The 15,779-nt window shown below is 73.7% G+C and carries 9 protein-coding genes; 6 read left to right on the top strand and 3 right to left on the bottom strand.

The genetic code is table 11. From position 1 onward, the window contains the following. The first annotated feature begins 464 nt into the window (after positions 1–464). Genes ACIA8N_RS17410 through ACIA8N_RS17400 form a run of 3 tightly spaced genes read left to right on the top strand, consistent with a single transcriptional unit; the run spans position 465 to position 6,654 of the window. Entirely contained in the window at positions 465–2,663 is a 2,199-nt protein-coding gene (locus tag ACIA8N_RS17410) for an asparagine synthase-related protein (RefSeq protein WP_365777601.1), read from the top strand. Positions 2,664–2,690: 27 nt separating this feature from the next. Further along, positions 2,691–3,281 (top strand): Uma2 family endonuclease, encoded by a 591-nt coding sequence (locus tag ACIA8N_RS17405; RefSeq protein ID WP_365776335.1) that lies wholly within the window; start codon positions 2,691–2,693, stop codon positions 3,279–3,281. A gap of 58 nt (positions 3,282–3,339) precedes the next feature. Further along, positions 3,340–6,654, top strand: coding sequence for a BTAD domain-containing putative transcriptional regulator (locus ACIA8N_RS17400; RefSeq protein ID WP_365776333.1), 3,315 nt, complete (start codon positions 3,340–3,342; stop codon positions 6,652–6,654). Here ACIA8N_RS17400 and ACIA8N_RS17395 read toward each other — a convergent pair. Next, positions 6,641–8,722 (bottom strand): sigma-70 family RNA polymerase sigma factor, encoded by a 2,082-nt coding sequence (locus ACIA8N_RS17395; protein WP_365776331.1) that lies wholly within the window; start codon positions 8,720–8,722, stop codon positions 6,641–6,643. The two genes, ACIA8N_RS17400 and ACIA8N_RS17395, sit on opposite strands and share 14 nt — an antisense overlap. Before the next feature lie 249 nt (positions 8,723–8,971). Next, on the bottom strand, positions 8,972–9,787 hold the full coding sequence (locus ACIA8N_RS17390; protein WP_399416603.1) for a TetR/AcrR family transcriptional regulator: 816 nt from the start codon (positions 9,785–9,787) through the stop codon (positions 8,972–8,974). Positions 9,788–10,141: 354 nt separating this feature from the next. On the opposite strand from ACIA8N_RS17390, the gene ACIA8N_RS17385 reads away from it, so the two are divergent. Both ACIA8N_RS17385 and ACIA8N_RS17380 read left to right on the top strand, forming a co-directional pair. Further along, positions 10,142–11,506 carry an NAD(P)/FAD-dependent oxidoreductase gene (locus ACIA8N_RS17385; protein WP_365776327.1) on the top strand — a complete coding sequence of 455 codons (1,365 nt, stop codon included), beginning with the start codon at positions 10,142–10,144 and terminating at the stop codon, positions 11,504–11,506. Positions 11,507–11,612: 106 nt separating this feature from the next. Then, complete coding sequence (locus ACIA8N_RS17380) at positions 11,613–13,274, top strand: SpoIIE family protein phosphatase (RefSeq protein WP_365776325.1); 1,662 nt, start codon at positions 11,613–11,615, stop codon at positions 13,272–13,274. Between the two features lie 64 nt (positions 13,275–13,338). Here the strand turns inward: ACIA8N_RS17380 and ACIA8N_RS17375 are convergent, their stop codons facing one another. Beyond that, positions 13,339–14,607 carry an MFS transporter gene (locus ACIA8N_RS17375; RefSeq protein WP_365776323.1) on the bottom strand — a complete coding sequence of 423 codons (1,269 nt, stop codon included), beginning with the start codon at positions 14,605–14,607 and terminating at the stop codon, positions 13,339–13,341. 155 nt (positions 14,608–14,762) lie between these two features. Between ACIA8N_RS17375 and ACIA8N_RS17370 the strand changes: the two genes are divergently transcribed. Next, a complete protein-coding gene (locus tag ACIA8N_RS17370; protein WP_030224171.1) occupies positions 14,763–15,329 on the top strand; it encodes a MarR family winged helix-turn-helix transcriptional regulator in 567 nt (188 codons plus the stop codon). Positions 15,330–15,779: the final 450 nt, after the last annotated feature.

The following is a 15,779-nucleotide window of genomic DNA, read 5'->3' as shown; positions in this document are numbered from 1 at the left end:
TGTTCCGTATGGCGAGATTGTTGTGTGAACGTCGGGTCGGCGGATCTCCCGGCCGGGTCCGTGCTCCCGCCGTGTGGTCGTGCGCCCGGCCGTGCGCTCTCGTCGGGGTCGTCCGGGGAGCGCTTCCATGGATGGTGCGTGGGTCGGCCCGCTCGGCCGGGACGGAGTCCGGACCAGTGGGCTGGGGGACACCGCCGCTCCAATTCCCCGCGGGCGGCGGACGGCTCCGGGAGGCGTGAGCGCCTCCCGGACTGCCGATGCCCGGTGAGAGGCCGTGGGCGTGAGGCCGGCGCCGGACGCCTTGGGGCCCCTCACGGAGGGGCGATATTTGGCCGAATGACGCCGGTTCCCAACTGGCCCATGCCAGGGGCGCATTCGGCTTTCACGCGCGTGCACCCGGACCCCGCCCCGTGCGCCGTTGTCGTGGCAGCATGTCTCCCACCGAAACGGACGTGGAGGCGCCGATGCGATGGCTGGTGGGCTGGAGCAGTGTCGCCGCGAGCTACGCCACGACGTCAGGGGCGCGAGCGGGCTCGATGAGCGGCTCGTACGGCGGCGGGCACGGCGCCTCGTACGGCAGCGGTTACGACGACTCCCCCTCCTCGCCGTCCGCGGCGGCCGCCACCGAGGGGCGCACGGTGCAACCGGTGGGCGCACAACTCCTCTGGGGCGACCCCGACCCCCTGTGGGCGGTCGGCGACTGGCGCCCGGACGAGGTCCGCGTGGTGGCCGTCGACGACCACACCCGCCTCGCCGTGCTCGGCTGTTGCGCGGCGACCGACGAGGAGCTGCGGATCGGCCTGCTCACCGCGCGCGGGGGCGCGTTGCGGCATCTCACGGCCTGGCCCGGCAGTTACACGGCGGTCGTCAAGGCCGGTCGCCGCGTCACGGTCACCGGCGATCTGGCCGGCGCCCGGCCGGTGTTCCACACCCCGTGGCAGGGCGGCACCGCCTACGCCACCGCAGCCCTGCCGCTCGCCGACCTCGTCGAGGCCCAGCTCGACATCGGCCACCTGGGGGCGCTGCTCGCCTGTCCCGAGACCCCGGAGGCGCTCCGCGACTCGACCCCGTACGAGGGCGTCCGGCGGGTGCCGCCCGGCCACGCCCTGATCCTGCGGGAGGGCTCGCGCGAGATCGCCGGGTACGAGCAGGTGGCCTCGCTCGCGGTCGCGGCGGCCGAGTCCGACGCCCGGCAGTCCGTCGAAGCGGTCAGGGACGCCCTGATCGAGGCCGTACGCGCCCGGCTCACCGCCCCCCGGCACGCGCCGGAGGCCCCGCTTCCCGACCCGGGCCCCGTCCCCGGCATGGGGCCCGCGGACCGGCGGGCGGCCCGCGGCGCGGGCCCGGCGGCGGGCATCGGCGCCGACCTGTCCGGCGGCAGCGCCTCCGGCACGCTCGCGCTGCTCGCGGCCGGGCTTCCCGGGGTGCCGGGCACGGTCACCGGACACGGCGCGGGCGCGGGGGAGCGGCTGCTCGCCGTCACCTTCAACGACCTGGCGACGCGGGCCGGTTCGGGCCGCGAGGAGGAGCTGAAGCGGGCCGGGGAGATCGCCGCAGACCCGCGCCTGCACCACGTGGTCGTCGCGGCGGGCGAGGAGGCGCTCCCGTACGCCGCTCTGGACGGTCCGCTCACCGACGAACCGGGTCCCGCGCTCGTCACGGCCGAACGGCACCGGAGGCGGCTCGCGGGCGGCAGCGCCGACCACTTCACCGGCATGGGCGCCAAGCAGGTCCTGGACGCGCACCCGGCGCGCCTCGCGGACCTCCTGATGGACCGCAGGCGCCGTTCCCTGGTGCGTCCCGTGACGGCGCTCGCGAAGGCGGCGGGTCCTTCGGCCGGGTCGTTCCTGGTGCCGCTGACCGTGTACCGGGCGGCGCGGAAGCTGGCGCGCACCCCGTACCGGGCCGGCCTCGAGGCGGCGGCCCAGCGGGTCCTGGAGGCGAACCGCACGGCGCCGGACGGCTTCGGCCCCCTGGAGGCGTCCCTGTCCGCGCTGACCTGGTCGCGGCCGGGTCCCGCGGCGCGCTGGCTGACGGGGGAGGCGCTGGCTGAAGTATCGGTTCGCCTGAACCGGGCGGCGACCCTGCCGACCTCCGTCCAGCGCCCGGGCGAAGCACGCGCGCGTGCCGCGCTCGCGCGGGCGGCGGCCGACCACCGGGTCCTGGAGCAGGCCGCCGAGATCCGTGGCCAGCGCCTGCACGCCCCCTTCCTCGACAACCAGGTCGTACGGGCCTGCCGTGCCCTGCCCGAATCGCTGCGGGTCCAGCCGGACGCACGCGCGGGCGTACTGCGTACGGTCCTCTCCGGCGCCGGCGTCCACGACCTCCCGTCGGGCTGGGGCGCCCCCCATCCGGCGGTCCCGGCCGCCGCCGCGCGCGCGGGCCTGCGGGCCGCGCTGCCCGGGCTCCTCGCCCTCTTCGACGCCCCGCTCCTCGCCGACGCGGGCCTGATCGAGGCGCGGGTGGTCCGCGAGGCGCTCCGGGCGGCGGCCGACGGCCAGCCGGTCCCCCTGGACGGCCTCGCCGACCTCGTCTCCACGGAACTCTGGCTCCGCCGCCTCCTGACCCGCCGCGGCTCCTGCTGGACCAACACCACGGAACCCCGCGCCCACCGCGCGGTCCAGGGCCCCTTGATCCCGGCATCGAGATCACTGCCCGCGTGAGCTCCGCCGAGGGTGAAGAATGCCGCCATGACGATGGTGGAGCAGGCCTTCGAGCTGTTCAGCGCACAGGAGCCCGAGGGGTGGCGGGTGGAGCTGGTCGAGGGCGAGATCTGCGTGACCTCGCCCAACGACGGGCAGCACGCGGAGATCGTGGCGGAGCTACGTGACCAGGCGACCGACCCGGACCGGCGGCTCGGCTGTTACACCGGCATCGGACTGAAGGTGCCGGGAGCAATGGGCAGGATGGGCGGGACGGGCGGGTCGGACAGAACAGGCACGCCTGACGGGCCGACCGGGAGCCGGCTCCTCCCGGACCTCACGATCGCCCCCAAGGGCAGCTTCCGGAACCAGCTCGTCTGGCAGGACCCCATCCCTGTCCTCCTCGTCGCCGAGGTGACCGCCGCCTTCACCGCCCACCGTGACCGCGTCCGGAAGAAGCGGGCGTACGCGCGCGCGGGCATCCCTCTCTACCTGCTGATCGACCGCGAGGCGGGTGAGGCCGTCGTGTGTGCGGAACCGTCGGGCGACGGCTACGACCACAGGGTCATCCACAAGCTGGGGACACAGGTCCCGATCCCGGCCCCCCTCGGCTTCACACTCGACACGTCCGAGTTCTGAGGGTCGCCCCCGGGTAAACCCCGAGGCGTACGCACGGCCCACCCGCCACAATGAGCCGGTGCGGTATCTCATCCTCGGCACCACCGAGGCCCTCGGCTCCGACGGCACCCCCCTCCCCCTCGGCGGCGCCCGGCTCCGCGCGCTCCTCGCCGCCCTCGCGCTGCGCGGCGGACGGGCGGCCTCCGCCACCGAGCTCGCCGAGGACGTGTACGGGGACGACCCGCCGCAGGACGCGCCCGCCGCCCTCCAGGCCCTCGTCGGCCGCCTCCGCCGGATCCTCGGCAGGGAGACCGTGGTCTCCACCCCCGGCCCCGGCTACCGGCTCGTCGCGACCCCCGACGACATCGACCTGTACGTCTTCGAGCGCCACGTCAGGGACGCCGGCGCCCGCCTCGAAGCGGGCGACCCCGACACCGCCGCCGCCCTCCTCCGGGAGGCCCTCGGGCTCTTCAGGGGCCCCGCCCTCGCCGACCTGCCCGACCCGGCGGGTGTCCGGCCGGAGGCCCAGCGGCTCGCGGCCCTGCGACTGCGCGTCGAGGCGGACCTGCGCCGGGGCGCCACCGACGGACTCGTACCGGAACTGACCGAGCTGACCACCTCGTACCCGTACGACGAGACCTTCCGCGCCCACCTCATCCGGGCCCTGCGGGCCGAGGGCCGCCACGCCGACGCCCTCGCCGCGTACGAGTCGGCCCGCCGCACCCTCGCGGACGCCCTCGGCACCGACCCCGGCCCGGAACTCGTATCCCTGCACGGGGAACTCCTCACGGGCCCACCGCCCCCGAAAGCGGCCTCCGACCCGGCCGGACCGGTCCGGCCGACCACCACACCGCCACCCGGACCGCAGACCGCCAGCCCCGGCCCCATCCCCAGCCCCACTCCCGACCCCGGCAACATCCGCCCCCGCCTCACCTCCTTCGTGGGCCGGGAACCCGAGCTCGCCGCGCTCCGCGCCGACCTGGCCCGCTCGCGGCTCGTCACGCTCACCGGGCCCGGCGGCTCCGGCAAGACCCGGCTCGCCGAGGAGGCCGCGCTGCGCGCGGTCGGACCGGCCGCCTGGATCGCCGAACTGGCCCCGCTCGACGACCCCGAGGCGCTCCCCGGCGCCGTCCTCTCCGCGCTCAGGCTCCGCGAGATCAACCTGATCACCCGCGACGGCGTACCCCTCCACGACGACCCCACCGCCCATCTCGTCGAGCACCTGGCCAGCCGCCCCCTCCTCCTGGTCCTCGACAACTGCGAGCACGTCATCGACGCGGCCGCCGCCCTCGCCGAGACCCTCCTCACCCACTGCCCGCAGCTCCGCGTCCTCGCCACCAGCCGCGAACCCCTCGGCGTCCCCGGAGAATCGGTCCGCCCCGTGGAGCCGCTGCCACCGGACCCCGCGCACCGGCTCTTCGCCGAGCGCGCCCGCGCCGTGCGCCCCTCCTTCGACCTCGCCCGGGACGGCGGCGAGGCCGTCGACGAGATCTGCCGCCGCCTCGACGGCCTGCCGCTCGCCATCGAGCTGGCCGCGGCCCGGCTGCGACTGCTCACCCCGCGCCAGATCGCCGACCGCCTCGACGACCGGTTCCGTCTCCTCACCTCGGGCTCCCGCACGGTCCTGCCCCGTCAGCAGACCCTGCGCGCGGTCGTCGACTGGTCCTGGGACCTGCTCGACGCCGACGAGCGAACCCTGCTCCGCCAGGTCTCCGTCTTCGCCGGCGGCTGGGACCTCGCGGCGGCGGAGGCGCTGTCGCCGCGCGCCGCCGACTCGCTCGGCGCCCTGGTCGACAAGTCGCTCGTCGTCGCCGCCCCCACCGAGGGCGGCGAGATGCGCTACCGCCTCCTGGAGACCATCCACGAGTACGCGGCCGAGCGCGCCGCCGAGACCCCGGAACTCCTGGCCGCCGCCGAGGCCACCCACACGGCGCACTTCACGGCGCTCGCGGAGGCGGCCGAGCCCAGACTCCGCTCGGGCGAGCAGCTGCCGTGGATCGGGCGGATCGAGCGCGACCTCGACAACATCCGCGCCGCCCTGCACCGGACCCTCGTCACAGCCCCCGACGAGGCCGCCGCCCACCGTCTCGTCTTCGCCATGGGCTGGTTCTGGTGGCTGCGCAACTACCGTCCCGAGGGCCAGGCCTGGGTGGAGCGCGCGGTCGCGCTCGGCGAGGACCCGGCCGACCCGGCCGATCCCCGCCACTGGCCGCGCATGCACCTGCGCATGCTGCAGTTCTTCCTCGCGGTCGACAGCAGCACGATGGGTGACTACCAGGAACCCGGGAAGCTCGCGATCGTCCGGCGCGTGCGCGCCGCGTTCGGCGAGCCGCCCGGCCCCGAGGGGGCCCGCTTCCCCGGCCTCCTCTGGCCGTTCACCGCGTACCTCACCGAGGAACCGGCCGTGATACGGGACCTGCTCGACGTCGCCGTCGACAACTGCCGCCGCCACGGGGGCGACTGGGAGGTCGGCGTCAGCCTCATGTTCCGTACGCACATGGTCGTCGACATGCCCGGCGGGCTGCCCGGCATCGACGAGGACCTGGCCGAGCTCCGGTCGCTGTCCCGGCGGGTGGGCGACCGCTGGATGGGGGCGCAGATCGCGAGCGCGGCGGGCGAGGCCCACATGATGCGGGGCCGCCACGAGGAGGCCGCCGAGGCGTACGAGGAGGCGCTCGGCCTGGCGCGTGAGGTCGGCGCCCATGCCGAGAGCCCGTTCCTCCTCGCCCGTATGGCCGAACTGGCTTTCCGGGCCGGTGACATGGAAGCCGCCGAGCAGGGCGTCGACGAGGCCGCGCGGGAGGCCGAGCGCTACCACGTGCGGGACACCCAGACGTTCGTCTGCTTCCTGCGCGCCTCGCTCGCCCTCTACCGCGGGGACGTCGCGGGAGCCCGTGCCCAGGTGGAGGAGGCGGGCCGGACGGTCGCGCTCGGCGCCCCGCCGCCGCACTTCGAAGCGGTCGTGACCGGCCTGGCGGCCCGCGTCGAGGCGGCCGAGGGCAGGGGCGCCGCCGCCGTCGCCACGGCCGCTTCGGCCCTGCGCGCCGCGCTGGACGCCCAGTGCGCGGACTTCGTCACCTCGGGTCTCGCGGAGGGCCTCGCCGTCACCCTGTCGGAGGCCGGCGAGCACTCCCCGGCGGTGAGGATCATGGCCGCCGTCGAGGACTGGCACGACACGTCGCACCACCGCTCGGTCCCCGGAACGCGGGACCGCGACAGCGTGACGGCCAGGGCGCTCGCCGCGCTCGGCCCGTCCGGCCTCGCCGCCGCCCGTGCGGCCGGGTCCGGCCTCGGCATCGAGGACGTACTCACCCTCGCGAAGACCGTCACCACGGAGACTGCGACGGAGACGGAGACGGAGACAGCGAGCGACGGGACCGTCAGGAGCAGCTGATCTGGGACTGCGCCCAGTCGGCGACCGCGGCCTGCCCGAACGGCGTGTGCTCCTCCACGACGAGCCGGATCGTGCTCCGACCGGAGATGTCCACGTGCACCGGGACCGGCGGGTCGCCCGGCCGGACCACGTCCGACCGCCAGAGCCGCTCCTCGTCCCCGTAGACGGAGAAGCGGACGCCGCCGACGCCGAGCGGCGCGCTCAGGTCGTCGACGCCGACGATCGCGTCGTAGCTCGTGCACTGCCGGTTGAGGTCGATGAACAGCGAGGACGGCGCGTGGACGCTCACCCCGTGCGCGTACTGGGTGCCGCCGATGGAGAGGCCGTCGCGCTGCCACATCCAACTGCTGCTCTCGAGGGCGACCTCGGGCTTGGTGCCGTCGCCGAACATGCCGTACTCCAGCTCACGGACCTGGTAGACGGACGGCGGCGCGGGCGTCGGACTCGGCTTGGCCGAGGGCTTCTCGGGGCTCGGCGTCGGCGTCGGCGGGGGCGGGGGCGTGGGTGTCGGCTTGGGGCTGGGCGTCGGCGAGGGCTTCTCGGGACTCGGGGTCGGCGAGGGCTTCGCGGGGCTCGGCGCGGGCGGGGAAGGCTCGGACCGTACGGGCGGTGGCGGCGGTACGGGCTTCGGTGTCGGCTTCGGCGGCGGCGCGGGCTCCGCCGGCACGACCGGGGTGACGACCGGTTGCGTCGGCCTGGGCGCGGCCACGGGCTGCGGGTCCCCCGACATGGCCCAGACGAGCCCGGCCGCCGCGGCGACGGCCATGGCCGCCGCGATCCCGGCCTTCGCGGGCGCGCCGAGCCCCTCGGCGGCGGCACCGCCGGAGGCCGCGCCGCCGGAGGACCCGGAGGCGGCGGCCGCGGCGCCCGCGCCCGCGGCGGCCGCGGTGCCACCGGCGACGACACCGGCCGCCTTGAGCGAGTACCCGGCGGCGAACCAGCCGATGACGGCGACCGGGAGCAGCGCGGGGATCCCGGCGTTGACGTGGGCCAGTTCACCGGCGGCGAGCCGGCACTTGGCGCACTCGTCGAGGTGCTTGCGCAGTCCGCGTTCGGCGCGCATCCGCAGGCCGCCGCGCGCGTAGGCGCCGAGCCGGTCCGCGTAGCGGGCGCAGTCGCCGCCCGCGGTCAGGGACTGGCTGACGTGGGCCTGGAGGTACGCCTGCTTGAGTCCCTCGCGGGCGCGGCTGGCGAGTACGGCCGTGGCGTTGGCGGTGAGACCGAAGAGCGGGGCGACGTCGCTCGGCGACTCCTCCTCGACGGTGGTGTGCCACAGCACGGCCTGCCAGCGCTCGGGCAGCGAGCGGAAGGCCTGCATGGCGAGCGACTGCTCCGCCTCGTGCATGGCCAGGACGTCGGCGCCGAGGTCGAGGCCCGCTCCGAACGAGGCGTTCTGGTCGGAGACCTCGGAGGCGCGGGCGGCGTCCGCCGCGAACAGGGCGAAGTCCTCGACGAGGTGTTCCCGCTTCTGGGTCCTGGCCCAGTTCGCCGCGACCCGGCGGACGGTGGTCATCAGGTAGGCGCGGACGGCCTGTTCGGGACCGGCCCCGCCCCTGACCGCCTGGAGGGTGCGGGCGAAGACCTCGGCGGTGAGGTCGTCGGCGGTGTGGGCGTCCCGGCAGCAGGTCCTGGCGTACCGGCGCACGGCATCGGAGTGGCGGCGGAACAGTTCCTCGTACGCGGAGCCGTCGCCGTCCCGCATGAGCTGGACGAGCTCGGAGTCGGAGGGCGGCAGTTCGAGGGGCGGCGGGAGGACGGTGTCGTGCTCGTCGTCCTCGCCGTCCTGGCCGATGTCCTGACCGGCGTCCAGACCGCCGTCCCGACCGGCGTCGTACATGGTCTCCTGGCCGGAGAATCCCGGGGAGACCGCCGCCCCCGCGGCAGGAGTGGAATGGCGCCGCGGGCCCTCGCGCTGCTGCGGCACGCTCGCGTCGAACGGCTCGGCGGGGTCCGGTGCACCGGAGAGGCCTCCCGGCCCGCCCTGGCTCGGCACCTGGCGCGAGGGCGGACCCCCGGTCTCCGCGGTGCCGCCGTCGACCAGCGGATCGTCCTGACCGTCACCGCTCATCGCGGAAGCCCCCGTACGCACGCTCAGACCCGAACACCGGGCAAGACTGCCACAGCGCGCGGGCACGCCGAAGCGCCGCGTCGACTTACCACTCGTCCGGGCAGACTTCGTGTATCCGGGCGTAACCGCTCACACGTTCGTGTCATGCTCGTTGGTCCGCCCGGACCACGAAAACGTCACGTACCGGCGGCGCGACGGTCGAGGCGTCCCGTACCGGCGGCACGGCCAGTACGGGAACGGGACCGTCGTCTACCGGGAGCGCAGCCCTTCGAGCAGGATGTCGAGGAGCCGGGTCGAGGCCGCCGCCTGCTGCACCGCGTCCGGTAGGGCCGGTGCGGCGGTGGCGATGACGAGGAGGACGTCCGCCACGGTCACGTCCGTCCGCAGCTCACCCGCCTCCCGCGCACGGTCGACCAGCCGGCCGACCACGTCGAGCAGCTCCGCCACGCCCGCGTCGTCCCGCTCCTCAGCCGGTACGGCCCGCGGCGCGATCACCCGCGCGTCGACCTGCCCGGCGGCACCCGCACCGACTCCGGCACCCGCGCCCAGGCTCCGCTGCGACGGCACACGCGCCGCGTCGTCCGACTCGTCACCGAGGGACGGCACCGCGGTGTCGTCCGCGCCCACCCGCAGCACCTGCGGCGGAAGAAGACGTCCCGCGCCCGAGGCCACCGAAGTCCGCAGGAACCGGGAGAGCGCCGACCACGGCTCCTCCTCCTGGCCCAGCGCGGCCCGCGCCTGCTCGGTCAGCCGGGAGGTCTCCTCCTCGGCTATGCGCCGCACCAGCACGTCCTTGCTCGGGAAGCGCCGGTAGACGGTGCCGACGCCGACTCGGGCGCGGCGCGCCACGTCCTCCATCGGCGCCCCGTAACCGAGCTCGCCGAACACCTCGCGCGCGGCGCGCAGGACGTGCTCCAGATTGCGCTGGGCGTCCACCCGCAGCGGCGCGGCCCTGCCGCCCGCCGGTGCGCCGTTGCGCTCCAGGCCGACGGCGCCCGCGTGGAGGCCGTCGTCCACGGTCGCCGTGCCGGCGCCCGTCTGCCATCGTGAATCCTGAATCTGCATAAGCGTTCCCCCGCTCATGATGTCTCCCCCCGGAGACTCCCCGCCCTGAAACGGGGCTTCCGGTCGACGAGCGCATTCGGTCCACGCGCTCGCATCCGCCACCCCGACGAACTACGAACATAGTTGAGTCCGGGTCAATTCAGAAGGGGGAGTTCCGTACGGTGCGCCCCCCGATCGGAGCAAGGACCGGAACACTCCCGATTCCGACCCCCCACCCGACCGGGTCCGACCACCCTGACCTGCGCCGTTTCCGTCGTACACCCCTCGCGCGCCACCCCACGCCTCCGTACCCCTCCGGTCACACAATTTGCCGGGGCTGTGGACAAACCACGAACGGGGGTGCGTCATGGGACAGTGACCGAACCTGCGCGCATTCTCGTCGTCGGCGGTGGCTACGTCGGCATGTACACCGCGCTGCGCCTGCAGCGGCGGCTCAGGGCCGAGCTCAGAGCCGGCGCCGTCGAGATCGTCGTGGTCACTCCCGAGCCGTACATGACGTACCAGCCGTTCCTGCCCGAGGCGGCGGCCGGCTCGATCTCCCCGCGCCATGTCGTCGTGCCGCTCCGCAGGGTCCTGGACCGCTGCCGCATCGTCATCGGTGAGGTCCGGTCCGTCGACCACTCCAAGCGGACCGCGTCCCTCTCCACCCTCGCCACCGCCGAAGAAGGCACCGGCGCCGTCGACCTCACCTACGACGAGCTGGTCATCGCGCCCGGCTCCGTCTCCCGCACCCTCCCGGTCCCGGGCCTGCGCGACCACGGCATCGGCTTCAAGACCGTGGAGGAGGCCATCGGCCTGCGCAACCACGTCATCGAGCAGATGGACATCGCCTCCTCCACCCGTGACCCGGGGCTCCGCGACGCCGCCCTCACCTTCGTCTTCGTCGGCGGGGGGTACGCGGGCGTGGAGGCGCTCGCCGAGCTGGAGGACATGGCCCGCTACACGGCGCGGTACTACCACAATGTCAAGCCCGAGGACCTGAAATGGGTCCTCGTCGAGGCCTCGGACCGGATCCTGCCCGAGGTCGGCGAGAAGATGGGGCGGTACGCCATCCGCGAGCTGCGCGGCCGGAACATCGACGTACGCCTGGGGACCCGCCTCGAATCGTGCGAGGACCGGGTCGCCGTCCTCAGCGACGGCACTCGCCTCCCCACCCGTACCGTCGTCTGGACCGCGGGCGTCAAACCCGCGCCCGTCCTCGCCGAGACCGACCTGCCGCTGAACGAGCGCGGCAGACTCCGCTGCACGGCCGGGCTCGCCGTCGAGGGAGTCGCGCACGCCTGGGCGGCCGGCGACGCCGCCGCTGTCCCGGACGTGACCGCAGCCGAACCGGGCAGGGAGTGCGCGCCCAACGCGCAGCACGCCGTCCGCCAGGCCAAGGTCCTCGCCGAGAACATCGCGGCCTCCCTGCGCGGGCAGCCGCTCAAGGAGTACGCGCACACGTACGCGGGCTCCGTCGCGTCCTTGGGACTCCACAAAGGCGTCGCCCACGTCTACGGACGGAAACTCAAGGGATATCCGGCATGGTTCATGCACCGCGCCTACCACCTGAGCCGGGTGCCCACCTTCAACCGCAAGGCCCGGGTCCTCGCCGAATGGACCCTGTCCGGCCTGTTCAAACGGGAGATCGTCTCCCTGGGATCCCTGGAACACCCACGCGCCGAATTCGAACTCGCCGCCGCACCGCCCCCCGACCCCGGCGACAAGCCGTCGTCCTGACATCACTGTCAGTGCACTCGTCCACACTGGACGTGTGACCATAGGTGGGCTCACACCTGCACAGCGTGACTCTGCACGGCACCGACACCACGAGGCATAGAGATCCGTGAACTTCACCCGTTGGAGCGCCCGGCTCCCCGGCACACAGCGCCGCGCGGCGCGGGGGACCGAAGGCTCAGTGCCCGCCGCCCGCGGTGAGTACGCGCGGCAGCAGGGGCAGCTCGGCCACGAGGCACCCGAACCGGCCGAGGCCGGCGAGGCCGCCGGCGTCCCCACCCTGGAGGACTTCTCCGTGCGGGAGCTCCTCGGCCGTCTCCCCGGCCTGGTCGCGCTCGTGTACGGCCCGGAGCACCGCATCGCGTACGTCAACGACGCCTATGCCGCCGCCTTCGGGCCACGCCCCGCGGGCGCCACCGTCGCCGACACCTGCCCCGAGGCCGAGGAGCTCGGCCTGCTGCCCCTCGTCGACCAGGTCCTGCGCAGCGGCAAGCCCCGCACGGTCAAGTCCCGCCGCACCCAGGACGGCGGTTCGTACACGGTCACGTGCCTGCCCGTGGACAGCCCCCACCTCGACGACGGGGTCCTCGTCCACGCCGCCGACGTCACCGACCACGCCGAGGCCGCCGAGCGGCTGCGCGCCAGCGAGCGGCGCCACCGCGAGACCGCCGTCACCCTCCAGCGCTCCCTGCTCCCGCAGGACCTCGAACAGCCCGACGACCTGCGGATCGCCGCCACCTACCAGCCTGGCGGCACGGACGCGGCGGTCGGCGGCGACTGGTACGACGTGATCACCCTCGGCGCCGGACGCACCGCGCTCGTCATCGGCGACGTGATGGGCCGCGGCGTCCGCGCCGCCGCCGTCATGGGCCAGCTCCGCACCGCCGTCCGGGCCTACGCGCGCCTGGACCTGCCCCCGCACGAGGTGCTGCAGCTCCTCGACGGCCTCGCCGCCGAGATCGACGCCAGCCAGATCGCCACCTGTGTGTACGCGATCCACGATCCCAACGAGGGAAAGCTGGTGTACGCCTCCGCGGGCCACCTCCCGATCCTCGTACGGGACGAGGACGGCAGCGTCCGCCGCGCCGAGGACCCGACGGGACCGCCGCTGGGCACCGGCGGCTGGCTGCACGCCTCCGGCTCCATCGCGCTGCCGCCCGGCTCCACCGCCGTCCTCTACACCGACGGCCTGGTCGAGCGCCGCCGCGAGGACATCGACGAGGGCGTCGCCGCCCTGGCCCGTGCCCTCTCCGGCGCGAGCGGCACCCCCCAGGTGGTCTGCGACCGGCTGCTCCGCTCCCTGGGAGTCACCGCGGAGCACGACGACGACGTCGCCGTCCTGGTCGTCCAGCACCCTTCCCGCAAGGGAGCGGACGCGGAGCTCTTCCACAACGCGGCCCTGGAACTCCTCGGCGGGGTGGAGGCCGCCCCCCGCGCGCGTGCCTTCGCCTCCGGGGTCCTGTCCTCCTGGCGCTTCCCGACCGAGCTGCGCGACCTGGGCGTCCTCGCCACCAGCGAACTCGTGGCGAACTCCCTCCAGCACGGCACTCCGCCGATGCGGCTGCGCCTGCGCCGCACGGACCGCCGCCTGATCATCGAGGTGACGGACGGGGACGACCACCTCCCGCGCCGCCGCAGAGCGGAGACGGAGGACGAGGCGGGCCGCGGAATCTCGATCATCGCGACGATCGCCTCGTCCTGGGGGAGCCGCCGCACCCCCGGCGGCGGCAAAGCGGTCTGGTGCGAGTTCGCCCTCCCGGACAAGTCCTAGCCCAGGACAAGCCCCAGGCCAGGACAAGTCCCAGCCCGGGGCAAGCCATAGCCCGGGGCAAGCCCTAGGCGGACGCGGCCTCGCGGACCGGCTCGTGCCGCGCGACCACCTTCGACGGCTTCACGGCCAGGGAGGGCTGGTTCTGCTCCGGGGTCAGCTGCTTGCCGAGTCGCACGGCGAGGAAGGTGATGCCGAGCGAGAAGAGCACGAAGGTCACGATGTACGGACCGTGCAGGGCGGCCCCCATGGGCCCGCCCACGGCCGGCCCCACGGCCAGCGCCAGCTGCTTGACCAGCGCGAAGGCCGAGTTGTACTGCCCGACCATCGACTCCGGCGCCAGATCGGCCACCAGCGGGGCCACGGTCGGCGACAGCATCGCCTCACCGAGCCCGAAGAGGGCGTACGTGGAGACGAAGGCGGCCGTCGCCATGGCCTGGCTGCCGTGCCCGAGCCCCGCGTACCCGGCGATGAGCCAGGCCACGGTCCAGATCAGACCCACGGCCCCGATCACCCGGGTCCGCTTGCGGCGCTCGACGAACTTCAGCACCAGGAACTGGGCGGCGACGATCACCGCCGTGTTGGCGGCCAGCGCCATGCCGAGCGCCGAGGGCTCGATGCCGGCGGCCTCGGTGCCGTACGCGGCGAGACCCGACTCGAACTGTCCGTAGCAGGCGAAGAAGAGGACGAAGCCGAGCACACACAGCTGCACCATCGCCTTGTGCCCGAGCAGCGCCCGGAGCCCGCCGCCCTTGCCGCCCTCGGCGGGACGGGTGTCCCGGAGCGCCGGGGAACCCGGCATGCGGACGGTCCCGACGACCGCCCCGAGGACGAGGAACATCGCCGCCTCGATCGAGAACAGCAGGATGAAGCTGCCCGGCTTGCTCGTGTCGACGAGGAGACCGCCGATCAGACCACCGATACCGAGCCCGAGGTTCTGCAGGAAGAACTGCATGGCGAAGGCCCGGGTACGGCCGACGGGCGTCGAGCACCAGACGATCATCGTGGCGAGAGCCGGCTGAAGCACCGCCGTACCCGCGCCGAGCAGCGCCGCGGCAGCCACGGCGGCGGGCACGCTGGAGGCGAAGCCCATCCCCACGGCGCCGAAGGCCGCCACCACCGAGGCCACCAGAAGCACGGGCACGGGCCCGCGCCGGTCGATGGTCCGCCCGCTGAAGGGCAGCACCACCAGTGCGGCCATGGCGAAGACGGCGAGGACGATCCCCGCCGTCGCGGCGCCCAGATCCCGCACCTGAGACACGTACACATAGAGGTACGGAACGGTGAAGCCGAGTCCGAACGCGCTCAGCGCGCTGCCTGCCTGAATACGGCGCATCGCTGCGCCCCTCGCCTTGGTCACACTCACCCACTTCGGTCACCGGTTCAGAGGTGAACGCCTGAACCTTGAAGACTTCAACGCTAAAGTTAACGTGTTAACAGTACACACCGAAGGACTTCAACGCCAACGAGACCCGTGGGATACTCGCCCCCATGTCCGACAACCCCGAGCGATCCGGCCCGCAGGCTCCCCAGGAGCCGAGCCTCGACGAGCAGATCGCCGCCTATCAGCGCGAGTTCCGCGACCTCGACCCCCAGGTCGAGAAGGTCGTCTCCGCCCTCGGCCGGCTGAACCGCCGGATGAACGTGGCGTACGGACGCCAGCTCGCCGACCTCGGCATCAGCAACGCGGAGTGGGAGGTCCTCAAGACCCTGGTCCTCGCCGGAGAGCCCTACCGCCTGGGCCCCGGCGAGCTCGCCAAGCGTCTCGGTCTCACCCCGGCCGCGATGACCCATCGCATCGACCGCATGGCCGGCGAAGGCCTGGTCACCCGCGACCGCGACGAGAACAACCGGGTCCGGGTGATCGTCGAGCTCACCGACGAAGGCCGCTCGAAGTGGCTGGAGGCCATGCGGATGGCCACGGACTTCGAGGAGGAGCTCGTCCAGGACCTCTCGGGAGAAGAGAGGGGAGTCCTCGGCGAGATCCTCATCCGCCTCCTCCGCCGCGTGGAGCTCACCCAGCCGGACGCCGGCGGCCGTCTGACGGACCTCGACTGACCCCTCACGCCCCGCCGGGCGGGGGTTGACACGCCCCTCCCGGATGCGTAGTGTTCTCCGAGTTGTCACGGAGCCGGAACGGTTCTTCGACGGCCACTCCGCCGCTGATAGCGGCACCTCTACTCCGCACGACCTCCCCACCGGGACGAATTTCGGCATGCCGAAATTAATTTCGAAAGGCTCGATTATGGGCCGCCGGGGAAATCCGCTAGAGTCGAGACGTCGGAACGGCCCAACAGCCGCAAAGACAAACCCCGCTGACTGGGAATCAGACGCCGAAAGGATCTGATAGAGTCGGAACCGCAGGAAGGGCCCGGAGCGAAAGCGAAAGGGACCGGAAAGCACCGAGGAAATCGGGTCGGAAAGATCTGATAGAGTCGGAAACGCAGGAAAACGAAGTACCGAAGGGAAGCCCGGAGGAAAGCCCGAGAGGGTGAGTACGAAGGAAGC

Origin of the sequence: Streptomyces sp. NPDC051822 (genome assembly GCF_044452745.1) — a bacterium.
Taxonomy (GTDB): domain Bacteria; phylum Actinomycetota; class Actinomycetes; order Streptomycetales; family Streptomycetaceae; genus Streptomyces.
This window is presented reverse-complemented; position numbering and strand designations above follow the sequence as displayed.